The sequence below is a fragment of the Pseudomonas lyxosi genome (assembly GCF_047758685.1).
GTDB lineage: Bacteria > Pseudomonadota > Gammaproteobacteria > Pseudomonadales > Pseudomonadaceae > Aquipseudomonas > Aquipseudomonas lyxosi.
Map to the genome: position 1 here is coordinate 3,617,526 of NZ_CP180481.1, position 21,998 is coordinate 3,639,523.

A 21,998-nucleotide genomic window follows, 5' to 3' on the forward strand; every position below is an offset into this window, starting at 1 on the left:
CTGATTAATATAGCGGCCAACCAACACACACACACTGACTACGGATGACACAGCATGAGCACACTGATCAACAAGGTACTGTTTACCCGCGCTGGCTACGGCCTGACTGTCTTGCGGATCTTCGTCGGCATCATCTTCGCTGCCCACGGCTCGCAGAAACTCTTTGGGGCGTTCGGTGGTTACGGTCTGGCCGGAACCGCGCAGTACATGGAAAGCATCGGCCTGGCGCCGGGCTATCTGATGGCGACGCTGGCGGGCGGTACCGAGTTCTTCGCCGGTCTGGCATTGATCATTGGCTTGCTGGTTCGCCCGGCAGCCCTCGGCCTGGCCTTCCTTTCGCTGGTGGCAATCTTCTCGGTGCACCTTCCTAACGGTCTGTTCATGGCCAACAACGGTTATGAGTTCGCCCTGGCGCTGCTCGGTGGCAGCATCGCGGTGCTGATCGAAGGCGCCGGCAAGCTCTCGGCTGACCGCGCTATCGCCGGCTGACCGCTCTGGCTCAATGAAAAGGCCCGCATTGCGCGGGCCTTTTTTGTTCTCGTCATTCTTGACACTGTCCGGTCAGCTTCTCTAGGATGCTGCCCATGCGCCGATTTAAACAGCTACTTGCGGGGCGCCAGGTGACTCATTCAGTTGCCGATAGAAGCTTGAAGCAGGCTTCGAAATACCGCTAAAGCGCTGGTTCGGTGTTGCCTCTCACCTGCCATGCAGACTTTTGAGGCCGAGACACGACACAATGAATGCATTAAGCCCTGTTATACGCCCCGCGCCGATCACGGCACACCTCACCCAGCGCAATCCAAAAATCCTGCTTGGCGGCAAACATCAGCCGACACTCTTGCGTTATCTCGATGGCTGGCCACGTCGCACCGGTGGGCCTGCGGCCTTCCTGATCCAGTTTGTCGAAGAGGGTGAATCGCTGGCTCGATTTGCCAGCGACAGTTTCGATCTGGCGGTGATTCAATCGCCCAGCCTCGAGGACGCCCCCGAAGTGATCAAGCAATTGACTCGCGTTGCCCGACAGGGGCTGATTACTCGCCGTTGAGGCTTTGAACGCTGCGGTTCAAAGATATTCGATCGCCCCGATATACACGCACTGCTCACCGGTTGGTGTCTGGACCCGAACCTCGGCGTCCAGCGTCTTGCCGATCAGGGCGCGCGCCAACGGCGAGTCGATGCTGATCAGGCCCAGTTTCAAATCCAGTTCATCCGGCCCGACGATGCGGTAGCGCGACTCTTTGCCGTCTTCGTCTTCGATCGTGACCCAGGCGCCAAAATAGACCTTGTTCGGATCGCTCGGTTTTTCGCTGACGACTTTGAGCGCTTCCAGCCGCTTGGTGAGAAAACGCACGCGACTGTCGATCTCGCGCAGCATCTTTTTGCCGTAGGTGTATTCGGCGTTTTCCGAGCGATCGCCCTGTGCCGCGGCCTCGCTGACTGACTGTGTCACCTGCGGCCGCCGAACATGCCAGAGTTCATGAAACTCGGCCCGCATCCGCGCTTCACCTTCGGGGGTGATCAGCGCGGTGCCAGCGGTGCGGGGAGGGCGATAACGGCTCATGGCAACTTCTTGTGGTAGAGAGAGCTTGAGTCTATCAACCCTCGCGCAAGACTGTCAGGGGGCTGGCGTTCAGAGCGCGCCGTGTGCCGAACACGCCAGCCCCCCCGATCAGCACCGCGCCGATCAGTGGCAATACCAGCAACCACGGATGCGGGTGCCACGGCAGGTCGAAGGCGTAGCGGTAGAGCACCAGACTCACCAGTTCAGAACCCAGCGCTGCCAACAATCCGCTGACCGCCCCCAGCAAACCGAACTCGATCCGCCGGGCCTTGACCAACAGTTGCCGCTCGGCCCCCAGCGCGCGCAACAAGGCGCCTTGGCGAATGCGTTCATCGAGCGTCGCCTGCAAGCCTGAAAACAACACCGCCATCCCCGCCGCCAACACGAACAACAGCACGTATTCCACCGCCAGGGTGACTTGGGCGAGGATGCTGCGCAGCTGTTCGAGCAAGGCTTCCACTTGCAAGATGGTCACCGCCGGAAACGCCCGGGACAGATCCACGATCTGCTGATCATGACCCGCCGCCAGATAAAAACTGGTCAGGTAGGTCGCCGGCAGATCTTTCAGTGTGCCGGGCTGGAAGATCATGAAGAAGTTAGGCTGGAAGTTGTCCCAGTTGACCTCCCGCAGGCTGGTGACTTTCGCTTCGCGATTGACGCCGCCCACGGTAAACACCATGTGATCGCCCAGCTTGAGCTTCAGGCTTTCGGCGACTTTGCCTTCCACCGATACGCCGGGAATTTCGTCCGGTGTCTGTTCGGTCCACCAGTTGCCCGCTGTGAGCTTGTTGCCCGCCGGCAAATCCGCTGCCCAGGTCAGGCTCAGGTCGCGCTGGATCGCTCGATCACCGGCCGATTCCTTGCTGACGATTTCCTGCACCGGCTCGCCATTGACGCTGATCAGCCGTCCGGGTACCACCGGGTATAGCGGCGCCGATTGCGCCGACAGTTTGATCAGGCGATCGATGAACGCCTGTTTGTCCGCCGGCAGAATGTTCAGCGCGAAATAGTTGGGCGCGTTTTTCGGTAACTGGTTTTGCCAGGTGTCCAGCAATTCGCCGCGCAGCAATGCGATCAGCGCCATGGACAGCAGAATCAATCCGAAGGCCAGGGATTGTCCCGCGGCCGCCAGTGGGTGACGCAGCAGTTGGCCCAGCCCTAGGCGCCATGGCAAAGAGGCACGCGCCAGCATTCGGCGCAGACTCTTCAGAAGCAGCAACAGCAAACCGCCAAGCACCAACGCCGCGATCACACCGCCACCGAGCAGGGCGAAGGTCAACACCAGATCCAGGCTCAGGCGCCACATGATCAGCCCGAGGGCGCCCAATGCTGCGCCGTAAACCATCCAGGTACTGGAGGGAATCGGCAGCATGTCCCGACGCAATACCCGCAATGGCGGAACCCGGCCCAGTGCCGCCAGTGGCGGCAAGGCAAAGCCGGCCAGCGCCACCAATCCGGTGCCGATCCCGGCGATGGCAGGAAACAGACCGCCCGGTGGAACGTCGGTCGGCAATAAATCATGCAGCAGCGCGAACAGACCCAGTTGCGCGAACCAGCCGATCAGCGCGCCGCTGATACTGGCGAGCAGCCCGAGCACCGTCAGCTGCAAACTGAACAACACCATGGTTTCCCGCCGGGACAGCCCCAGGCAACGCAGCAATGCACTGGCATCGAATCGGCGGGTGGCGAAGCGCGTGGCCGACAGCGCCACCGCCACACCCGACAACAGAACCGCCACCAGACTGGCCATGTTCAAGTAACGCTCGGCCTTGCCCAAGGCGCCGCCGATCTGTCGGTTGCCATCGCGGGCATCCTGCAAGCGCTGGTTGGCGGCCAGGCCGGGTTTGATCAATTGACGATAGGTTTCCAGCGCCTCGGCTTTACCGCGCCAGAGTTCGCGGTAACTGACCCGGCTGCCGGGTTGCACCACGCCTGTCGCCGCGAGGTCGCTGAGGTTGATCAGCACCCGCGGTGTCAGGCTGTAGAAATTGCCGGCGCGGTCCGGTTCGTAGGTCAGCACTCGCGCCAGTTTGAGGGTTCGCATGCCGACGTCGATGCTGTCGCCGATCTTCAAGTCCAGCGCGGTCAGCAGTCGCGCTTCGACCCAGGCTTCACCGGGTTTCGGTCCGCCACCGGGTTCTTCCGGAGCGAAGGGCGCCGGGGCACTTTTCAGTTCGCCGCGCAGTGGGTAGACGTCGTCCGCAGCTTTGATGCTGGACAACTGAATGCCATTGTCAGTGGCGATGACGCTGGAAAACTCCACCACCTGAGCGTGTTCGAGGCCCAGCTCCGTGCCGCTTTTAATCTGTTCGGGTCGCGCGGGAGAACTGCCTTCAAGCAGCAAGTCGGCACCGAGAAACTCGGTGGCGCGCAGCATCATGGCGCCGTTCAGGCGGGCACCGAAGTAACCGATGGCGGTACTCGCCGCCACGGCCACCAGCAAGGCAAAAAACAACACGCGCAACTCACCGGCGCGGGCGTCGCGCATGAGTTGGCGGAAGGCAAGACTGAACAGGCGCAACAGTGGCAGGCGTGCCATCAAGGCTCCAGAGGGGCGACCAGCAGGCCGGCTTCAAGGCGGATCAGGCGTCGGCAGCGATGTGCCAGGCGTTCGTCGTGGGTTACCAGCACCAGGGTTGTGCCGCGTTCCTGGTTGAGTTCGAACAGCAGATCGCTGATGCGCTCGCCGGTGTGGCTGTCGAGGTTGCCGGTGGGTTCGTCGGCGAACAGCACGTCGGGCTCGGCGGCAAACGCACGGGCAATCGCCACGCGCTGCTGTTCGCCACCCGAAAGCTGACGTGGCGAATGGGTCAGCCGCTGGCCCAGGCCGACCCGTTGCAGCAGCTCGGTGGCGCGTTCGCGGGCGTCTTTGCGGCCATCGAGTTCCAGCGGCAGCATGACGTTTTCCAGGGCATTGAGGCTGTCGAGCAGCTGAAAGGACTGAAACACAAACCCGACATGCTCGGCCCGGATACGGGCGCGCTGGTCTTCATCGAGATTGCTCAGGGTTTGCCCGGCGAGGGTGACATCGCCGCTGCTCGGTAGATCGAGGCCGGCGAGCAGGCCGAGGAGGGTGGATTTGCCGGAACCGGAGGCGCCGACGATGGCCAGGCTGTCGCCCTTGTTCAGTTCCAGGCTGAGTTCGTGCAGGATAGTCAGTTCACCTTCCGCGCTGGGAACCACTTTGCTGAGGTTCTTCGCGGTGAGAATGCTTGCGCCCATGGAGAATCCGATGCGTGTGTGGTTTTTGAGTACTGGCCTGGCCTTGATGTGCATGGCCCAGAACGCAGCGGCGGGTACAGTCCTGATCGTTGGCGATAGTATCAGCGCGGGTTTCGGGCTGGATACCCGGTTAGGGTGGGTCTCCCTGCTTGAGGACCGGCTCAAGCGCGAAGGTTTCGACGATAAGGTAGTCAATGCGTCCATTGGCGGCGACACCAGCGCCGGAGGCCGGGCGCGCCTGCCCGCGCTGCTTGCAGAGCATAAGCCTGAGCTGGTAATCCTCGAGTTGGGCGGTAACGATGGCCTGCGCGGATTGCTGCCAACGCAATTGCAACAAAACCTTGCAGCAATGATCGACAGCTCCCGCGCCAGTGGCGCCAAGGTGCTGCTGCTCGGCATGCAATTGCCACCCAACTACGGCGTTCGTTATACCGAGGCCTTCGCGAAGGTCTACAGCACACTGGCCGAGGAGAAAAAGATCCCGCTGGTGCCGTTTTTTCTCGACGGCGTAGGCGGTCATCCAGACTTGATGCAAGCCGACGGCTTGCACCCGACTGCCGGGGCTCAGGACAAGTTGCTGGAAAATGTCTGGCCTACACTGAAACCGCTGCTTTGACGCTTTTCTAGCGGCGGTGTTTCGGCTAAGGTGGCGCCCCCGATTTGGAGCCCCCGATGCCGCGTCCTGCCTGGTCACTTTTTGCCTACCAACTGATCGAGCCTGACGAACAGCTGGATCTGTTCGCCTGCCAGGAAGTGCGGGTACATCTGGTGACCCGTCAACTGGAGTTGGGCGGCTCGGCGGACCGGACCTTGTGCGGCAGCCTGTTGCCAGCACACCCTCGCTGGTCGAGCGTCGATCGCCGTGTGTTCCAGGACCAGCGCCTGTGTTCTCTATGCCGGGCGATTCTGGAATCGCAAAAACGCGGCACATCGCCGATCTGGCCGGAACTGCGTTTCGAGCTTTAGATCTCGATAGATTGCTTGCTATCGGTCAACTCCCCGATTTTCCAGATGCCGGTGTACAATCCCGTTTTTATACCCTTGTCGATCATGCGAAGGATTTTCCGGATGTTGCCGCGCTTTCCTGCCGTCACCCGCTACCTGTCTCTCGCCGCCCTCTGTGTGGCGGGTCCCGTAGCAGCATTGGAGCTGCCCCTGCCACCGCCCGGTGAAGACATCATCGGTCAGGTCCAGGTGATCAAGGCCAAGTACGAAGATACCTTCGCCGACCTTGGCACCACCTACGATCTGGGCTATTCGGAAATGGTCGCGGCCAACCCTGGCGTCGATCCATGGCTGCCGGGCGCTGGCACCGAAGTGGTGCTGCCGACGCGTTTCATCCTGCCGCCGGGCCCACGTGAAGGCATCGTCATCAACCTGGCCGAGTACCGCCTCTATTACTTCCCGAAAGGCCGGAACGTGGTGTACACCTTCCCGCTGGGTATCGGCCGTGAAGGCTGGGGCTCGCCGATTGCCCATACCAGCATCACCGCCAAGACGCCGAACCCGACCTGGACCCCTCCAGCGTCGATCAAGGCCGAGCACGCCGCCGATGGCGATCCATTGCCGAACGTAGTGCCGGCCGGCCCGGACAACCCTCTGGGGCCGTTCAAGTTCACGTTGGGCACGCCGGGCTACCTGATCCACGGTTCGAACAAGAAGTTCGGCATCGGCATGCGCACCAGCCACGGTTGCTTCCGCATGTTCAACAACAACGTGCTGGAAATGGCGAGCATGGTGCCGGTAGGCACGTCGGTGCGCATTATCAGCGACCCGTACAAGTTCGGTGTCAGTGGCGGCAAGGTGTATCTGGAAGCGCACACGCCGCTGGATGACAAGGGTAACCCTTCTGTGGTCGACAAACACACCGCGGTGATCAACGCGATGCTCAAGCGTGAGGACATCACCAACAACCTGCGCATGAACTGGGATGTGGTCCGCGACGTGGTTGCCGCCGAAGATGGTCTGCCGGTGGAAATCGGAGTGCCGAATTCCTCTGCGGCGATGGTGACGACTGCGCCGATCGACCCGTTGCAGTAATGCTTGAAAGGAACCCGCCGATGCTGACCGCATCGGCGGGTTTTTTATTGCCTGTACGAAATAGCGGGCAATAAAAAAGCCGACCCAAAAAATGGGTCGGCTTGATAACAATCCCGAAGGACTATTACTTGCGGCTAGCTTTGTCCAGCATGCGCAGAGCACGCTCGTTAGCTTCGTCAGCAGTCTGTTGTGCTTTTTGAGCAGCAGCCAGAGCTTCATCAGCTTTACGGTAAGCTTCGTCTGCACGAGCCTGGGAGCGAGCTGCTGCGTCTTCAGTAGCGGTCAGACGTGCTTCGGTTTCTTTCGATACGCTGCTGCAACCGGTAGCCAGAACTGCGGCCAGAGCCAGAGCAGAGAATTTCAGAACGTTGTTCATCGTGTTCCCCTTCAAGGACTTTCTATTAAGTTAGCTGTCTCCTCAGAGTGAGGAAATAGCCGGCGTACATACTACCCATTACTTGTCGTAAGTAAACTGACGTAAAGCAAGAAGCCAAAAAAATTGTAGGCGTTGATTCTTTTTCGAGCAACTTTTAACTGCATTGTTTAAAAAATATCCAGCTGGGAGGCCCGAGCTGAGCGAGCCGCCGAAGAAAAGTTCCGAGCGCTCACAGCTCTTTTCCGAGTCTTGGCTAAAGTCTGTCTAGATGGATTCGTCCACACTTTTGTTCGGATTTTGCGTGGCGCCTCTCATATCTTTCTCCATGTTCAGGTGACTTTAACAAAGGGCGCTCGTCTTAAGTCTCAACATCCGGCAATGTTCAGGCTGTCGACCTTCAGAGATCTTGGTTGAGCCGTCTCTGCGTAACCCGGAGCAGCACCCCGCCACCAGCGTGATGACGAGCGTACCTTGAGCATTTCTGCCTAAAGGTGCCTACTATTTGATACGTGCTCGGTTGCGCGAGATGGGTGCAGTTCTTCTCGGTGTCCATTCAGGCACGGGGTGGCGTAGATGTTCCTTCGCCGGAAAAACATCGGTAAGGTAGGGGTCAGAAATTCCAGACCCGCGAGGAGTAGTGATGAGCGAGGCGTTGTCCATCCACCATGACCAGGCTGGTCATCAGTTCGAGACCAATGTGGACGGTCATCGTGCCTACCTGACCTATATGGATCTGGGGAAACAGACCCTGGATATCTATCGCACCTTTGTGCCCAACGCACTGCGTGGTCGCGGCATTGCGGCAGCCTTGACCGAGAAGGCGTTGGAGTACGCTGAAGAAATGGGTTACACCGTCATTCCATCGTGTTCCTACGTGGAACGCTACATGGAGCGCCACCAGCGGCATGCAGCCAAGCTGAGCCAGTAACCTTTCACAGAATCGAACGCATAAAAAAACGCCGGGTCAAGCCCGGCGTTTTTTTGTGCGGCGAAAAGTGATCAGCTGCGATCGCGGTTCGGCAGCACGTCCTTGAGCTTGGCATGCATGCTGCGCAAGGTGTTTTCGGTGGCGGACCAGTCGATACAGGCATCGGTGATCGACACGCCGTATTGCAGGTCGGCGAGGTCTTTCGGGATCGCCTGGCAGCCCCAGTTCAAGTGACTTTCGACCATCAGGCCGATGATCGACTGGTTGCCTTCGAGGATCTGGTTGGCGACGTTCTCCATCACCAGCGGTTGCAGGGCCGGGTCCTTGTTGGAGTTGGCGTGGCTGCAATCGACCATGATGTTCGGCTTGATCTTCGCTTTGTTCAGCGCTTGCTCGCAGAGCGCGACGCTGACCGAATCGTAGTTCGGCTTGCCGTTGCCACCGCGCAGTACCACGTGACCGTAGGCATTGCCCTTGGTGGTGACGATCGATACGCCACCTTCCTGGTTGATACCCAGGAAGCGGTGAGGGCTGGAAACCGATTGCAGGGCGTTGATAGCGACCGTCAGACCGCCATCGGTGCCGTTCTTGAAGCCGACTGCCGAGGACAGGCCGGAGGCCATTTCACGGTGAGTCTGGGATTCGGTGGTGCGCGCACCGATGGCCGACCAGCTGATCAGGTCCTGCAGGTACTGCGGGGAGATCGGGTCGAGGGCTTCCGTTGCGGTCGGCAGGCCCATCTCGGCCAGGTCCAGCAACAACTGACGACCGATGTGCAGACCGTCCTGAATCTTGAAGGAATCGTCCAGGTACGGATCGTTGATCAAGCCTTTCCAGCCGACGGTGGTGCGTGGCTTCTCGAAATACACGCGCATGACCAGATACAGGGTATCGGACACTTCGGCCGCAAGCGCCTTCAGGCGCTCGGCGTATTCGTGGGCAGCCTTGATGTCGTGGATCGAGCAAGGCCCGATGACAACAAACAGGCGGTGGTCGGTGCCATCAAGAATGTTGCGAATGACTTCGCGACCCTTGGTGACGGTGCGCAGGGCAGCGTCGCTCAGAGGGATATCACGCTTGAGCTGATCGGGAGTGATCAGCGTCTCGTTGGAGGCGACGTTTAGGTCGTTGATCGGTAAATCAGCCATCGTTTACTCGTCAGGTCACGGGTGCCGGCCGCCAGCGAACCCGCGCGGCGGAGCACAGCAAATTAAGCGCGTCGGGGAGCAGAACCTTAGCGCGTTACACCGTGGCTCGACAATGGGCAGACACCGGTTTAAGGGGCATTCTCAATTAGTTTCCGCGGGGAAACCCATTGAAGATGCCCCTGCTAATCCAGCACAACCTGCGCAAATGCCCTGCGAACCGTCTCGTGAGAGAACTCGTCGGCATGCTCCTGGACCCATTCGAGGGCTAGGGCCTGAGTTTCCTGCAGGCCGTCATGCGCGTCATGCAGGCGGCAGTAACGTTCGATCTGGCACACCTGCTCGCCCATCCGGGCACTGAACATCATCTGTTCGTCAACGAAAGCAATGCCTACCAGATAGCCGCGCTTTCGTCGCAGGCACCAGGCGACATAGCCCAGGAAACGCATGTCGGGGTTCAAGGTCGGCATGCGAATTTCCAGCGCCGTACCGTGGCGCCACGCCCGGTGATAATTGCAAGCCATGCCCCCGAGGCTGATAGTGTGCAGCTGTTGCCGTGAAATACACTCAGGTTTGAGCAACGTTAATTCGACGGGAACATCGTCAGGATGAGGAATAAAACGTCCCATGAGCACGGACTCCATGTGTCGGCCATCTGACATTGTTCCACCCAGTATAGTGGTCGAATTGGAACTGACTGATTTCGACGCCGACCAACGGCTGCTGGCGATGAGCGGTGTGTCGCTGGTTATTTTCACCAGCGTCGGCTGCGCCAGTTGCCGTTTTGCCCGCGAACAGTTGCCACGACTCGATCTGGACGTTGATCGGCTGTGCTGGATCGATGCCGGGAACAATGGCGGGGTGGTCGAGCGTTATCAGGTTTTTTATTTGCCGGCGCTGTTTCTGGTGCGCGACGGTGAATTTTTCGGGGCACTAAAATCGCGCCTGACCAGTACCGAGCTCAATGAAGCCGTGGGTCAGGCGTTGAGTCGAATTGCAGAGGAGTTGCCATGATGGGGGCAGTGATCAAACCGACAATCGGTATTATCGGAACCGGCGCGATCGGCGGTTTCTACGGGTTGATGCTGGCGCGCGCCGGTTTCGATGTGCATTTTCTGTTGCGCAGTGAGTTTTCGGCGGTCGCCGAGCGCGGGTTGCAGCTCGACAGTGCGGCGCACGGCGCGCTGACGTTGAATCCGGTTCAGGCCTATTCGAGTGCCGAAGACATGCCGCCCTGTGACTGGTTGCTGGTGGGCGCGAAAACCACCAGTAACGCGCAGCTGGCACCGACGATCATTCAAGCCGCGGCACCGAATGCCAAAGTGTTGTTGCTGCAAAATGGCCTCGACGTTGAAGACAGTCTGCGAGCGTTGCTCCCTGATTCGCTGCATGTGCTCGGTGGGCTCTGCTATATCTGCGTTCATCGCGAGGGGCCAGGCGTCATCACCCATCAGGCGCTCGGAGCGGTGAATGTTGGCTATCACAGCGGCCCTGCAGCCAATGAGCAGGCGCGCATGGCGATTGTCGAGGAGGGCGCCGGGCTGTTCCGCGTCGCCGGCATCGATTCCCAGGCCATGGCGAATCTGCATCAGGCGCGCTGGCAAAAACTGGTCTGGAATATCCCTTACAACGGTCTGTCGGTTTTACTCGGGGCAAGCACCACGCCGTTGATGGCCGATGCCGACAGTCGGGAACTGATCAAGGCTCTGATGGCTGAAGTGGTCCAGGGAGCAATCGCCTGCGGTCACGACGTACCGGCCGGTTATGCCGATCATCTGTTCATGGTGACCGAGAAAATGCCGGACTACTGGCCGAGCATGTACCACGATTTTCTGCACAAACGACCACTTGAGCTGGATGCGATTTACGCCCGGCCACTGGCGGCAGCCAAGGCCGCAGGGTGCGAGTTGCCGCGAATCGAAGCCTTGTATCGCAGTTTGTGTTTTATCGATCGACGTAACACCTGAGTCGATCATCCTGAGGGGGGAAGGGCATGGCAAAGACTATCGACGACAAACTGGTGCTGGCGATTTCTTCGCGTGCGCTGTTCGACCTGAGCGAAAGCCACAAGGTCTATCTGTCGAGCGGCGTCGAAGCCTATCGGCAATATCAGATCGAACACGAAGATGAAATCCTCGAGCCCGGTGATGCATTTCCGTTGGTACAGAAACTCCTCAACTTGAACACCAGCCTTGGTCGCGCCCGGGTCGAGGTGATCCTGGTGTCGCGCAACAGTGCCGACACCGGCCTGCGGGTTTTCAATTCGATCCACCACTATGGCCTGGCGATTTCCCGCGCGGCGTTTGTCGGCGGGCGCAGTCCTTATCCGTACCTGAAGGCGTTTGGCTGCGACCTGTTTCTCTCGACGCATGCCGAAGACGTGCGCAGTGCACTGGATGCCGGGTTCGCCGCCGCGACCATTCTGTCGGGTGGCGCCAGCCGTGCGGCCAGTGATGAGTTGCGCATTGCCTTCGATGGTGACGCGGTGCTGTTTTCCGACGAATCGGAGCGCGTCTATCAGTCCGGTGGTCTGGAAGCGTTTCAGGCCAGCGAGCGTGAAGCCGCCCGCGAGCCGTTGCGCGGTGGGCCGTTCAAAGGCTTCCTCGCCGCCCTCAATCTGTTACAGCGCGAGTTCCCGGAAGACGCCTGTCCGATCCGCACCGCGCTGGTGACCGCGCGATCGGCGCCCGCCCATGAGCGAGTGATCCGTACCTTGCGCGAATGGGACATTCGTCTGGACGAGTCGCTGTTTCTCGGCGGCCTGACCAAGTCGGCGTTTCTCGAAGCCTTTGCCGCCGACGTGTTTTTCGACGATCAGGCCGGTCATTGCGAGTTGGCCCGCGAGGTGGTCGCCACCGGCCACGTGCCGCACGGCATAAGCAACGAACAAAAGGTTTAAGCCCACGGTTCAACGCGTTACGCGAAACGTCGTACTCGCCAAGGCACTGCTAAGCTGAATCAATCCCGGCCATGTTGGCATTCGAGGAGGTCGTATGATTCATTCGATGCTGTATGCCACTGACCTCGGCCTGTACGCACCTTTGGTGATGCAGCATGCCTTGGCGCTGGCTCGAACATTCAACGCCGACCTCTACGTGGTGCACGCCGTTGAACCGATGGGGCTGTTCGCCGAATCGGTGCTTCAGAGTTACCTCGATGAGCAGGCGTTGAACGAGTTTCACAGCCAGGGCCTGAATACGGTGATTGCCAATATCGAGCAGCGGGTACTCGACAGCTTTCGTGAGGAACTGGGGGGCGAAGGGGAGCAGGACCTGGAGCGAATCAAAGCAGTGCGGGTGCTTCAGGGCGACCCGTCGCAGGTGATTCTCGACCAGGCGCAGAAACTCTCCGTGGATTTGTTGATCGTAGGTAGTCATAGCCGTGGTGCCGGCGCGGAAACGCCTTTGGGCCGGACTGCAGCGCGGGTGTTGCAACTGTCTCGGGTACCGGTCTATCTGGTGCCGCTGGTGGAACGTCGTCGCCAAGGGGATCGCTAGAACACGAATAGTGGCAGTTTGATAAAAAAGTTCTAGATTTATTCTTCAAACCATTAATATAGTTATATACCGTCGCTGATGCCCGTGGCGTCTACCTGCTTTGAGGGATTCATATGAAGCTTCAACAATTGCGCTACATCTGGGAAGTGGCGCACCACGACCTCAACGTTTCCGCTACAGCCCAAAGCCTTTACACGTCGCAACCGGGCATCAGTAAGCAGATCCGTCTGCTGGAAGACGAATTGGGGGTTGAGGTTTTCGCTCGCAGCGGCAAGCACCTGACCCGCGTTACCCCGGCCGGCGAGCGAATTATTACCACCGCCGGCGAGATCCTGCGCAAGGTTGAAAGCATCAAGCAGATCGCCCAGGAATTTTCCAACGAGAAGAAAGGCACCCTGTCGATCGCCACCACGCACACCCAGGCGCGTTATGCGTTGCCACCGGTGATCAGCAATTTCATCAAGCAATACCCGGACGTTGCCCTGCACATGCACCAGGGTTCGCCGATGCAGATCGCTGAAATGGCCGCTGACGGCACCGTGGATTTCGCCATCGCCACCGAAGCCCTGGAGCTGTTCGGTGATCTGGTGATGATGCCGTGCTATCGCTGGAATCGCTGCGTGGTCGTGCCTCAGGGCCACCCGCTGACCAAGCTGTCGAAGCTGACCCTCGAAGCGCTGGCCGAATACCCGATCGTGACGTACGTGTTCGGTTTCACCGGCCGTTCGAAGCTCGACGAAGCCTTCAGCCATCGCGGCCTGACACCGAAAGTGGTGTTCACCGCCGCCGACGCCGACGTGATCAAGACTTACGTTCGCCTGGGTCTGGGCGTGGGCATCGTGGCGAAAATGGCGGTCGATGCCAAACTCGATAGCGACCTGGTCATGCTTGATGCCAGCGACTTGTTCGAATCCAGCATTACTAAAATCGGTTTCCGTCGCGGCACGTTCCTGCGTGGCTTCATGTGCGACTTCATCGAGAAGTTCGCCCCGCACCTGACCCGCGAAGTCATGGCCAAGGCCATCCAGTGCCACAACAAGCAGGAACTGGAAGAGCTGTTCGACGGCGTCGAACTGCCGGTGCATTAATCTCCCGCGTTAGACCACCTCGGTAACAGAAAACTGTTGCCGAGCACCCGCCACCAGAATCTCCACCTCGTCCCCTTCGAACTTGCCCAGCAGACTCTTGCCCAGCGGTGAGCGAGGGGTGATGACGGTAATCCATTGCCCGACCAGGTCGACCTTCAAACCCGCCGCGTCGGGGGCCAGAAACAACCATTGCTCACGACCCTTTTCGTCTTCCAGACCGAGCAGGGCACCGACTTCGATGCCGCGCTGATCGTCATAAGGTCGCAGCGTCAGGTTCTGGCAAAGCGTCAGTGACTGCCTGATTTCCTCCACCCGTCTGGCCTGCCCGGCTGCCAGATAAGACGCTTCCAGACCCAGCGTGTCGTACTTGTTCTCAGCGATGTTTTCTTCGTGGGTCGCGGTTTCGTAAGCGGTTTGTGCGGCGCGCTCGGCGATGTCGAGGTCGATCCGCAGCTTGTCGAGAATCAGTTGGTGGACGGTCGGCTTGTGCATAGAGAGCTTCTTGATCAATCGCAGAATTGCTGGACGTTGGCGCGGCTTTTTTCGCTCGGTGCTGTCTGGTCCTGTTGCAACCAGAACTGGCATTTGGGGTTCGATAGATTGCGGTTGTTGCTGCGGGCCTGATCAAGCCTTTGCTGCTGCTCGTTCTTGCGCAGGTTCTCTTCGTACTGTTCGAACAACGGGCTCTGCGGCGGAATATCCGGCACCGGTTGCACCACCACCGGTGGTTTGGCCAGTTGCTGCACGGCCTCTGCCACGGGAGCCAGCTGCTCGCTGAACAACAGTTGGGAGGCAAGCCAGCACGTCAGCGCGATCGCGATAAACCCCAGCCACACACCCAGGGCAATGCTGCCGGTCAGTTGCAAGGCGTTGAGCTGGATCGGCAACGGGCGGCGCGGGTTGGGACGGTAGGGCATGGCTGCCTCCTGGCGGGTGGTCGCGGGCAAGTGGCGATTGTCGCATGAAGATTAATCGCCGTTGGCTCTTCTGCACGGGGTAATTTATGAGGACAATCGGCGCCTTTGCCAACGGGAGCCTGGAATGCCTGAAATGCCTCAAGTAAAAAACTGCTGGCGCTGGGATATTTTCTGCACCGTGGTCGACAACTTTGGTGACATCGGCGTGACCTGGCGTCTGGCCCGACAACTGGTGGCCGAACATTCGGTGGCGGTGCGTTTGTGGGTCGATGATCTGCGGGCCTTCGAGCGCTTGTGCCCTGAAGTTGACATCAACGCCTCACAGCAATGGCAACAGGGCGTCGAAGTGCGCCAGTGGACGGCCGACTGGCAGCCGACTGAAGCCGCTGATGTGGTGATCGCAGCGTTCGCCTGTCAATTGCCGAGTGCTTATATGGAGGCCATGACCGAGCGGGAAAAACCGCCGCTGTGGATGAATCTTGACTACCTAAGTGCCGAGGACTGGATCGTCGGCTGCCACGGCTTGCCGTCGGTGAAGTACAAGAGCGTACAAAAATTCTTCTTCTTTCCGGGGTTTCAGAAGGGCACCGGTGGCTTGCTGCGTGAAAGCGGATTGCTTGAGCGTCGTCAGCAGTTTCAACAAAACCCCCAGGCTCAGCGAGAATTCCTGCAAGGTTTAGGGATTGATCGCGCGCAAAGTGCGCAGTTGATCTCGCTGTTTGCCTACGAAAATAACGGGCTGGCCAGCTGGCTTGATGCAATGGCTGCCGACTCGACGCCCACTCATCTGCTGGTGCCCGAAGGTCGGATTCTTGGGGATGTCGAACGTTGGCTCGGTGTGGACGGTCTGGTGGCCGGCGCGGTGCATGTGCGCGATGCCTTGACCGTGCAAGTGCTGCCGTTCGTCCGACAGGATCAATACGATCACCTGCTCTGGTGCTGCGATTTCAATGCCGTGCGCGGCGAAGATTCCTTTGTCCGCGCCCAATGGGCGGGCCGGCCGCTGCTCTGGCACATCTATCAGCAGGACGAAGATATCCACCTGGACAAGCTCGACGCCTTCCTCGCGCTGTACATCAAAGGCCTGTCGGAGCCTGCCCGCGAAGCGATCAGCGGTCTTTGGCGGGCGTGGAATGCGGGTGACAATATGACCGGGCACTGGCAATCGACCCGAAAACACTGGCCAGAACTGCAAAAACACGCCGAAGCGTGGTGTCTGGAACAGGCTTTGCAGGCAGATCTTGCCGCGGCGCTGGTACAGTTTTATGTAAATTGGATATGATACGCGGCCTAGATTTTTGTAAATCCCATCCAAATTCGGATATTCGCAATGAAAACTGGTAAAGAACTGAAACCCGGTACCGTGATCCGTCTCGAAAACGATCCTTGGCTGGTTCAGAAAGCTGAATTCACCAAGTCTGGTCGTAACAGCGCGATCATGAAGACCAAGCTGAAAAACCTGCTGACCGGTTACAAGACCGAGATCGTTTACAGCGCCGACGACAAGCTGGACGACGTAATCCTCGACCGCAAAGAAGCGACCCTGTCCTTCATCAGCGGCGACACCTACACGTTCATGGACACCACCGACTACACCATGTATGAGCTGAACGCTGAAGACATCGAAGCCGTTCTGCCTTTCGTTGAAGAAGGCATGACCGATGTTTGCGAAGCGATCTTCTTCGAAGAGCGTCTGGTTTCCGTAGAATTGCCGACCACCATCGTGCGTCAGGTTGACTACACCGAAGGTTCCGCTCGCGGCGACACTTCCGGCAAGGTGATGAAGCCTGCCAAACTGAAGAACGGTACCGAACTGTCGGTTGCTGACTTCATCGAAATCGGCGATATGATCGAGATCGATACCCGCGAAGGCGGTTCCTACAAAGGCCGTGCTAAATAAGCACTGCTTCAGGAATGAAAAAGCCCGACCATTGAGTCGGGCTTTTTTGTGTCTGCGATTTGTCGCTTATTTGAGGTGTTGCTTGAGTTCTTCGGACGCCTGCAACATCGCCGAACGCACTGCTGGCACCTGGCTCACCACGTTGAGCAAACCATAGTCGTGGATCAAGCCGTTGTAGCGCACCGACGTGACCGGCACCCCAGCCTCGTCGAGTTTGCGGGCGTAGGCTTCGCCCTCGTCGCGCAATACGTCGGCGCCGGCTGTCTGCACCAGGGCAGGTGGCAGGCCTTTGAGTTGTGCAGTGGTCGCCCGCAGCGGCGACGCGTAGATCTCGTTACGCTGTTTGGCGTCGGTGGTGTAGTTGTCCCAGAACCACTTCATCATGTTTTTGGTGAGGAAGTGCCCCTCGGCAAACTGGTTGTAGGACGCCGTCTCGAAGCTGGCGTCAGTCACCGGCCACAGCAGCACCTGGAACCTGATCGCCGGCGTGCCCTTGTCTTTGGCCATCAGCGCAACCACTGCCGCCATGTTGCCGCCGACACTGTTACCGGCCACGGCCAGACGTTTGCCGTCGACGTTGATCTCTTTACCATGCTCGGCCACCCATTTGGTTGCGGCGTAGGCCTGGTTGATCGCCACCGGGTAATGCGCTTCCGGTGACGGGGTGTAGTTGACGAACACCGCCGCCGCCCCCGAACCGCTAACCAAGTCCCGAACCAGACGCTCGTGGGTCGGGAAATCCCCCAGCACCCAGCCACCGCCGTGAAAGAACATGAACACTGGCAGCGGACCTTTGACCCCGGCCGGCCGGACGATGGTCAGGTTGAGCGGTTGGCCGTCGACTTGAATGGTCTTTTCGCTGACATCGGCTTTTGGCAGCGTCAGTTTCACCCCGGCCTGCGCGCCGACCAGCACGGCGCGGGCATCTTTAGGGGTGAGTTGTTCCATCGGTTTGCCGGTGCCGGCGTTCAGAACGTCGAGGAACGCCTGGGTGTTGTGTTCAACACCCTCACCTGCAAACGCGCTGTTAATGGACAAGGCGAGAAGGGTACCGGTCAAGACTTTACTGAAAGTGCTCATGTTCGTTTCCTGGTTCGGGACTGGGAATCAGCGTTTAGACGGCAACGTGCAGTCGCACTTCGACATTGCCACGGGTGGCGTTGGAGTACGGGCAGACCTGGTGTGCAGCGTCGACCAGGCTTTGTGCATCGGCCTGTTCAAGCCCCGGCAAGCTGATGTGCAGGTCGATGTCCAGACCGAAACCACCAGGGATCTGGCCGATGCCGACATGGGCGGTGATCGAGGCGTCGTCCGGGATTTTGCGTTTGGTCTGGCTGGCGACGAATTTCAGCGCGCCGATGAAGCAGGCAGAGTAACCGGCGGCGAACAGTTGCTCAGGGTTGGTCGCTGCGCCGCCGGCACCACCGAGTTCTTTGGGTGTGGCGAGTCTGACGTAGAGGATGTTGTCGCTGGAAACCGCACGACCGTCACGGCCGCCGGTGGAGGTTGCGATTGCGGTGTAGAGAGTTTGCATGATGTAAGCCTCGTTCGAGTTTTGGTGTTTTGCGCTAAATGTTTGCGCGCTAAGTAAGTGCGAGCTAAATGTAGCGCGCTGATATTTAGCGCGCAATATAAATTTTGAAAAAAAGTTTTGGCTTGGGGGGGGGGCGCTGATTAGATGTGTTGAGCTAGAGCTGTTGCGGCAGGATTTTCAGCGAGGAATTTTTTGACGGGGGGAACGAGGCAGGAAGGGACACCACAAAGCAAATGTGGGAGCGAGCTCGCTCCCACAGGGGATTTGTGGTGGTTTGAAGATTACAGGCTGTCTTGCAGATTGCTGCGCAGCACTTGCAGTTCCGCTTGCAGTTTCTGCAGTCTCTCCAGCGTCATCCCGCTGGCGCCGAGGATGCACTGGGGAATACCGCGCGCCCGCTCCCGCAATGCACGACCCTGTTCGGTGAGTTCGACAATCACCACTCGCTCGTCTTCACGGCTGCGGGTGCGGCTGAGTAAACCTTCGACTTCCAGGCGCTTGAGCAACGGCGTCAGTGAGCCAGGATCGGTCAGCAGGCGCGTGCTGATTTCGCCTACGGTCAAACCGTCCTGTTCCCACAACACCATCATCGCCAGGTATTGCGGATAGGTCAGACCCAGCGCTTGCAACAGCGGCTTGTAGACCTTGGTCATCAGCAACGAGGTGGAATGCAGGGCGAAGCAGGTCTGATTATCCAGCAGCAGGTCGTCGCAGTTATCCGGGGTGTTGCGCTCGGTAGTCATTTCGAAGCCTTGATCAGTGATCGTCATAAATCTAGCGGGCGAATCTTTAATGCACCAGACAATTCTAGCCTAGTGCCGGTCCAGGGTGCTTTGCAGCGCCAGATCCCACGGCGGGATCGGGCTGAAGCGGGTTTTCAGGTATTCCAGCAACAAGCGACTGCGGGGATTGGGTTGTTGCTCAAGGCGCAAGGCATAAATACCGGTCGTTTCCGGTGGTGGCAGGCCGTGTTCGCAGAACAGCGGAAGCAGTTCACCGCGCAGCAGGTATTCGCTGGTCAACCAGGTTGGCAAGTGCGCGATACCCAGCCCGGCTAACGCGCCGCAGACCAAAGCCTCGGCGTTGTTGGCACTCATGCGGATGCGCGCAGGGCGGTGCAAGTGCATCTGCCCGTCCCGCTCGAAACGCCAGGCGAACGGCGGAGCCAGGCCATCCCAGTCGAGACCATCATGCTCAATCAGCTGCGCCGGATCGGTCGGCAAGCCACGCCGTTGCAAATACTCGGGGTTGGCACAGGCGATGCGCACCATGCTAGCCAGCGGCGTGGCCACCAGCCGGGTATCGGCCATTTGCCCGGCGCGCAGCACCAGATCTACTTTGCCCAGATTCAAACCCTGCATGTCGACGAAACTGTCGATCAGGTGCAGTTGCACGTCGAGACCGGGGTAGAGCATCAGAAAGTCGGCAATCACCGGCGCCAGATGTCGCCGTCCGAACGCTGCCGGTGCGTCGATCCGAATCAAGCCTTCCGGTGCGCTGCTCAAGGAAACCGCCTCAGCCCTGGCCAGTCGCAGTTCAGCCACGATCCGTCGCGCGCGCTCGGCAAACGCCAAACCCGCCGGCGTAGCGCGCACTGCGTGGGTGCTGCGAATGAACAACTGGCTGCCCACGGCGTTTTCCAGGCTGTCGATGCGCCGAGCCACTGCCGAAGGGGTCAGCGGGTGGCGACGGGACGCAGCAGAAAAACTGCCGGTTTCCAGCACGTCGAGGAACAGACCCAGTTGTTCGGTCAATTGATTGGGGTTCATGGTGTTGTCAGTGCTTGTGCGGAGTTGGCACAGCCATTGTGCGTTGCTGTGCGTTTCCCCGCCAGCGCCGACTGCGTAGGATGAATAGCCTGACGTGAAGGGAAAATCGCCTGTGATTGAGTTTTTGATGTACCTGGTGTTTGGCGCTGCCCTCGGAACCCTTGGTGGGTTATTTGGCATTGGCGGTGGTTTGATTGCGATCCCGCTGCTGGGTGTGTTGTTCGGCCTCGATCAGCAAATTGCCCAAGGCACGGCGCTGGTGATGGTCGTGCCCAACGTGATGCTGGCGCTGTGGCGTTACCACCAGCGCAACCGGATTGAATTGCGCCATGCGCTGCCATTGGCTTCGATGGGGTTCTGTTTCGCCTGGATCGGTTCGATCTGGGCGGTGGGCATTGATGCGCAAACCATGCGCGTCGGATTTGTCGCGTTCCTGATTGCCCTATCGGCCTACAACCTGGTGCGAATGTTCTGCGCCAACGCGCCAGCGTCTGTGCAGATGAACTATTCATGGCCGTGGTTGGGCGTACTCGGCGCCGCCTCCGGCACCATGGGCGGGTTATTTGGCGTGGGCGGGGCGGTGGTGGCAACGCCGGTGCTGACCAGTCTGTTCGGCACCAGTCAGGTGGTTGCGCAGGGTTTGTCGCTGGCGTTGGCGCTGCCGAGCACGGGTGTCACGCTGGTGACTTATGCGGTGCACCATCAGGTGCACTGGATGATCGGCCTGCCCTTGGCGGTCGGTGGTCTGATGAGCATCAGTTGGGGCGTGAGGATCGCCCACGCACTGCCGGAGCGACTGCTGCGCGGGTTGTTCTGTGGGTTCCTGGTGTTCTGCGCGGTAATGCTCGCCCTTAAAGTTTGAAGCCTTCGACGATGTGTTCGGCCAGGCACTCAGTGATCGGCGAAGGGTTGTGCAGGTTGCGCACCAGCATGATGCTGGCCTCGGGCAGAATCGGCAGGTCCTCGGCCTCACCGAGTATGCGCATGTCGGGCGTGATCAGGCTTTCGAGTTGCGCGGTGACGGCCAGTCCGGCGCTGACCACCGCCATGATCGCCGACAGGCTGTCGCTATTGTACGCCACGCGGTAATCGCGACCCATGGCGTCCAGCGCATTGCAGGCCCATAAGCGGCAGAAACAATCACTGTTGAACATCGCCAGTGGCAGCGGCGTTTGCTCATGGGCGCTGAAACATTGCGCCTCGGCCCAGACAAAATGCTCCTTGCGCAGTAACTGGCCGATCTCGTTGCCCGGTTCGCGGGTGACGATGGTCAAGTCCAGGTCCTGGCGCAGCAGCAATTGTTTTGATGATTCGCAGTGCACTTCGATCTGGATCAGCGGATACGTCTGGGCAAATCGCCGCAGAATCCCCGGCAAAAAACGCATCACGTAATCGTCGGGCGTGCCAATGCGCACCATGCCGACCATGTGCGGTTCGCGCAACGTATTGAACACCTCACTGTGCAGCTTGAGGATGCGCCGGGCATAGCCCAGCAACACCTGACCCTCAGCTGTCAGCCGCACCTGCCGTCCGTCGCGCTGGAACAATTGACGCTGTAACACATCCTCTTCCAGCCGCTTCATCTGCATGCTCACGGCCGACTGGGTGCGATTGACCAACTCGCCGGCCCGGGTAAAACCGCCCTGGTCGGCGATGGCCACAAAGGTGCGCAGCACTTCGGTGTCGATACTTGGGAAGGCAGACATTCATCAATCTCCGAGATGTGTTACATCAGAAACATTCGTTGGATTGATCTTAGCCCCGGCGCGACACTTGAGCCATCCAAACGGAGGGCAACAAGATGAAAGGTCAAAAAGGTTATGTCGACGTAGAAAAACACTCGGTGCACCTGATCTCTGATTTGCTGCACAAATTCAATCGCTGGTACGAACTGCACCGTGAGCGTGAAATGTTGGCGGGCATGAGTGATGAAGCGTTGAAGGATATCGGGCTCAGTCGTGCGGATGTCGAGCACGAAACCATCCGCCCATTCTGGGATGACCCGATGCACAAATGAGTCA

General features: G+C 59.2%; 28 protein-coding genes. 15 read left to right on the forward strand and 13 right to left on the reverse strand.

Annotated elements, in window-relative coordinates; translation table 11 throughout:
• Window positions 1-54: 54 nt before the first annotated feature.
• The gene (locus ACMXYI_RS16595; RefSeq protein WP_033057209.1) at window positions 55-489 is read left to right on the forward strand and encodes a DoxX family protein; all 435 of its coding nucleotides are present in this window, start codon (window positions 55-57) and stop codon (window positions 487-489) included.
• A 247-nt stretch (window positions 490-736) separates the two neighbouring features.
• The gene (locus tag ACMXYI_RS16600) at window positions 737-1,045 is read left to right on the forward strand and encodes a hypothetical protein (protein ID WP_046056997.1); all 309 of its coding nucleotides are present in this window, start codon (window positions 737-739) and stop codon (window positions 1,043-1,045) included.
• An 18-nt stretch (window positions 1,046-1,063) separates the two neighbouring features.
• Here ACMXYI_RS16600 and greB read toward each other — a convergent pair whose 3' ends face one another.
• Genes greB through ACMXYI_RS16615 form a run of 3 tightly spaced genes read right to left on the reverse strand, consistent with a single transcriptional unit; the run spans window position 1,064 to window position 4,783 of the window.
• Complete coding sequence (greB, locus tag ACMXYI_RS16605) at window positions 1,064-1,561, reverse strand: transcription elongation factor GreB (RefSeq protein WP_415768162.1); 498 nt, start codon at window positions 1,559-1,561, stop codon at window positions 1,064-1,066.
• Window positions 1,562-1,595: 34 nt separating this feature from the next.
• Window positions 1,596-4,100, reverse strand: coding sequence for an ABC transporter permease (locus ACMXYI_RS16610; protein ID WP_415768163.1), 2,505 nt, complete (start codon window positions 4,098-4,100; stop codon window positions 1,596-1,598).
• Entirely contained in the window at window positions 4,100-4,783 is a 684-nt protein-coding gene (locus ACMXYI_RS16615; RefSeq protein ID WP_415768164.1) for an ABC transporter ATP-binding protein, read from the reverse strand. The genes ACMXYI_RS16610 and ACMXYI_RS16615 overlap by 1 nt, the downstream gene beginning before the upstream one ends.
• A 10-nt stretch (window positions 4,784-4,793) precedes the next feature.
• Between ACMXYI_RS16615 and ACMXYI_RS16620 the strand changes: the two genes are divergently transcribed.
• The 3 genes from ACMXYI_RS16620 (at window position 4,794) to ACMXYI_RS16630 (ending at window position 6,823) form a co-directional block, all read left to right on the forward strand.
• Complete coding sequence (locus tag ACMXYI_RS16620) at window positions 4,794-5,399, forward strand: arylesterase (RefSeq protein WP_415768165.1); 606 nt, start codon at window positions 4,794-4,796, stop codon at window positions 5,397-5,399.
• 56 nt (window positions 5,400-5,455) lie between these two features.
• Window positions 5,456-5,749, forward strand: a complete 294-nt coding sequence (locus tag ACMXYI_RS16625; RefSeq protein ID WP_415768166.1) for a hypothetical protein — start codon at window positions 5,456-5,458, stop codon at window positions 5,747-5,749.
• 102 nt (window positions 5,750-5,851) lie between these two features.
• Entirely contained in the window at window positions 5,852-6,823 is a 972-nt protein-coding gene (locus tag ACMXYI_RS16630; RefSeq protein WP_415768168.1) for a L,D-transpeptidase family protein, read from the forward strand.
• A 124-nt stretch (window positions 6,824-6,947) separates the two neighbouring features.
• On the opposite strand, the gene oprI is transcribed toward ACMXYI_RS16630, so the two are convergent.
• On the reverse strand, window positions 6,948-7,199 hold the full coding sequence (gene oprI / locus ACMXYI_RS16635; RefSeq protein ID WP_002553018.1) for an outer membrane lipoprotei OprI: 252 nt from the start codon (window positions 7,197-7,199) through the stop codon (window positions 6,948-6,950).
• Window positions 7,200-7,839: 640 nt separating this feature from the next.
• Here oprI and ACMXYI_RS16640 point away from each other — a divergent pair.
• Window positions 7,840-8,127: a GNAT family N-acetyltransferase gene (locus ACMXYI_RS16640; protein WP_008057026.1), complete on the forward strand. Its 288-nt coding sequence runs from the start codon at window positions 7,840-7,842 to the stop codon at window positions 8,125-8,127.
• A 71-nt stretch (window positions 8,128-8,198) separates the two neighbouring features.
• Here ACMXYI_RS16640 and ACMXYI_RS16645 read toward each other — a convergent pair whose 3' ends face one another.
• Both ACMXYI_RS16645 and ACMXYI_RS16650 read right to left on the reverse strand, forming a co-directional pair.
• On the reverse strand, window positions 8,199-9,275 hold the full coding sequence (locus ACMXYI_RS16645; RefSeq protein ID WP_415768169.1) for a 3-deoxy-7-phosphoheptulonate synthase: 1,077 nt from the start codon (window positions 9,273-9,275) through the stop codon (window positions 8,199-8,201).
• A 182-nt stretch (window positions 9,276-9,457) separates the two neighbouring features.
• Window positions 9,458-9,901 (reverse strand): PilZ domain-containing protein, encoded by a 444-nt coding sequence (locus tag ACMXYI_RS16650; RefSeq protein ID WP_415768170.1) that lies wholly within the window; start codon window positions 9,899-9,901, stop codon window positions 9,458-9,460.
• Here ACMXYI_RS16650 and ACMXYI_RS16655 point away from each other — a divergent pair.
• From ACMXYI_RS16655 to cysB, 5 genes are all read left to right on the forward strand, one after another.
• Window positions 9,900-10,286, forward strand: a complete 387-nt coding sequence (locus ACMXYI_RS16655) for a thioredoxin family protein (RefSeq protein ID WP_415768171.1) — start codon at window positions 9,900-9,902, stop codon at window positions 10,284-10,286. The genes ACMXYI_RS16650 and ACMXYI_RS16655 overlap by 2 nt on opposite strands.
• Window positions 10,283-11,239: a putative 2-dehydropantoate 2-reductase gene (locus ACMXYI_RS16660; RefSeq protein ID WP_415768172.1), complete on the forward strand. Its 957-nt coding sequence runs from the start codon at window positions 10,283-10,285 to the stop codon at window positions 11,237-11,239. The genes ACMXYI_RS16655 and ACMXYI_RS16660 overlap by 4 nt, the downstream gene beginning before the upstream one ends.
• A 26-nt stretch (window positions 11,240-11,265) precedes the next feature.
• The gene (locus ACMXYI_RS16665) at window positions 11,266-12,171 is read left to right on the forward strand and encodes a 5'-nucleotidase (RefSeq protein WP_008148545.1); all 906 of its coding nucleotides are present in this window, start codon (window positions 11,266-11,268) and stop codon (window positions 12,169-12,171) included.
• A 94-nt stretch (window positions 12,172-12,265) separates the two neighbouring features.
• Entirely contained in the window at window positions 12,266-12,769 is a 504-nt protein-coding gene (locus ACMXYI_RS16670; protein ID WP_415768173.1) for a universal stress protein, read from the forward strand.
• Between the two features lie 113 nt (window positions 12,770-12,882).
• Window positions 12,883-13,857: an HTH-type transcriptional regulator CysB gene (cysB, locus tag ACMXYI_RS16675; RefSeq protein ID WP_008148549.1), complete on the forward strand. Its 975-nt coding sequence runs from the start codon at window positions 12,883-12,885 to the stop codon at window positions 13,855-13,857.
• 9 nt (window positions 13,858-13,866) lie between these two features.
• On the opposite strand, the gene ACMXYI_RS16680 is transcribed toward cysB, so the two are convergent.
• Together ACMXYI_RS16680 and ACMXYI_RS16685 are read right to left on the reverse strand one after the other, a co-directional pair.
• Window positions 13,867-14,349, reverse strand: coding sequence for a GreA/GreB family elongation factor (locus ACMXYI_RS16680; RefSeq protein WP_046047528.1), 483 nt, complete (start codon window positions 14,347-14,349; stop codon window positions 13,867-13,869).
• Between the two features lie 14 nt (window positions 14,350-14,363).
• A complete protein-coding gene (locus tag ACMXYI_RS16685) occupies window positions 14,364-14,774 on the reverse strand; it encodes a hypothetical protein (RefSeq protein ID WP_415768174.1) in 411 nt (136 codons plus the stop codon).
• Window positions 14,775-14,898: 124 nt separating this feature from the next.
• Here ACMXYI_RS16685 and earP point away from each other — a divergent pair, with 124 nt between their 5' ends.
• Window positions 14,899-16,056, forward strand: coding sequence for an elongation factor P maturation arginine rhamnosyltransferase EarP (earP, locus tag ACMXYI_RS16690; RefSeq protein ID WP_415768176.1), 1,158 nt, complete (start codon window positions 14,899-14,901; stop codon window positions 16,054-16,056).
• A 48-nt stretch (window positions 16,057-16,104) separates the two neighbouring features.
• Window positions 16,105-16,674 carry an elongation factor P gene (locus ACMXYI_RS16695; protein WP_007943632.1) on the forward strand — a complete coding sequence of 190 codons (570 nt, stop codon included), beginning with the start codon at window positions 16,105-16,107 and terminating at the stop codon, window positions 16,672-16,674.
• Between the two features lie 66 nt (window positions 16,675-16,740).
• Here ACMXYI_RS16695 and ACMXYI_RS16700 read toward each other — a convergent pair whose 3' ends face one another.
• From ACMXYI_RS16700 to ACMXYI_RS16715, 4 genes are all read right to left on the reverse strand, one after another.
• Window positions 16,741-17,754 (reverse strand): alpha/beta hydrolase fold domain-containing protein, encoded by a 1,014-nt coding sequence (locus ACMXYI_RS16700; RefSeq protein WP_415768177.1) that lies wholly within the window; start codon window positions 17,752-17,754, stop codon window positions 16,741-16,743.
• A 34-nt stretch (window positions 17,755-17,788) separates the two neighbouring features.
• Window positions 17,789-18,208, reverse strand: coding sequence for an organic hydroperoxide resistance protein (locus ACMXYI_RS16705; protein WP_415768178.1), 420 nt, complete (start codon window positions 18,206-18,208; stop codon window positions 17,789-17,791).
• Between the two features lie 281 nt (window positions 18,209-18,489).
• Window positions 18,490-18,951, reverse strand: coding sequence for a MarR family winged helix-turn-helix transcriptional regulator (locus ACMXYI_RS16710; protein ID WP_415773906.1), 462 nt, complete (start codon window positions 18,949-18,951; stop codon window positions 18,490-18,492).
• A 69-nt stretch (window positions 18,952-19,020) separates the two neighbouring features.
• A complete protein-coding gene (locus ACMXYI_RS16715; RefSeq protein WP_415768179.1) occupies window positions 19,021-19,977 on the reverse strand; it encodes a LysR family transcriptional regulator in 957 nt (318 codons plus the stop codon).
• Window positions 19,978-20,089: 112 nt separating this feature from the next.
• Here ACMXYI_RS16715 and ACMXYI_RS16720 point away from each other — a divergent pair, with 112 nt between their 5' ends.
• The gene (locus ACMXYI_RS16720) at window positions 20,090-20,839 is read left to right on the forward strand and encodes a sulfite exporter TauE/SafE family protein (RefSeq protein ID WP_415768180.1); all 750 of its coding nucleotides are present in this window, start codon (window positions 20,090-20,092) and stop codon (window positions 20,837-20,839) included.
• Here ACMXYI_RS16720 and ACMXYI_RS16725 read toward each other — a convergent pair.
• A complete protein-coding gene (locus ACMXYI_RS16725) occupies window positions 20,829-21,683 on the reverse strand; it encodes a LysR substrate-binding domain-containing protein (RefSeq protein ID WP_111449021.1) in 855 nt (284 codons plus the stop codon). The two genes, ACMXYI_RS16720 and ACMXYI_RS16725, sit on opposite strands and share 11 nt — an antisense overlap.
• A gap of 95 nt (window positions 21,684-21,778) precedes the next feature.
• On the opposite strand from ACMXYI_RS16725, the gene ACMXYI_RS16730 reads away from it, so the two are divergent.
• Complete coding sequence (locus tag ACMXYI_RS16730) at window positions 21,779-21,994, forward strand: DUF1127 domain-containing protein (RefSeq protein WP_008146193.1); 216 nt, start codon at window positions 21,779-21,781, stop codon at window positions 21,992-21,994.
• The last annotated feature ends 4 nt before the right edge of the window (window positions 21,995-21,998 follow it).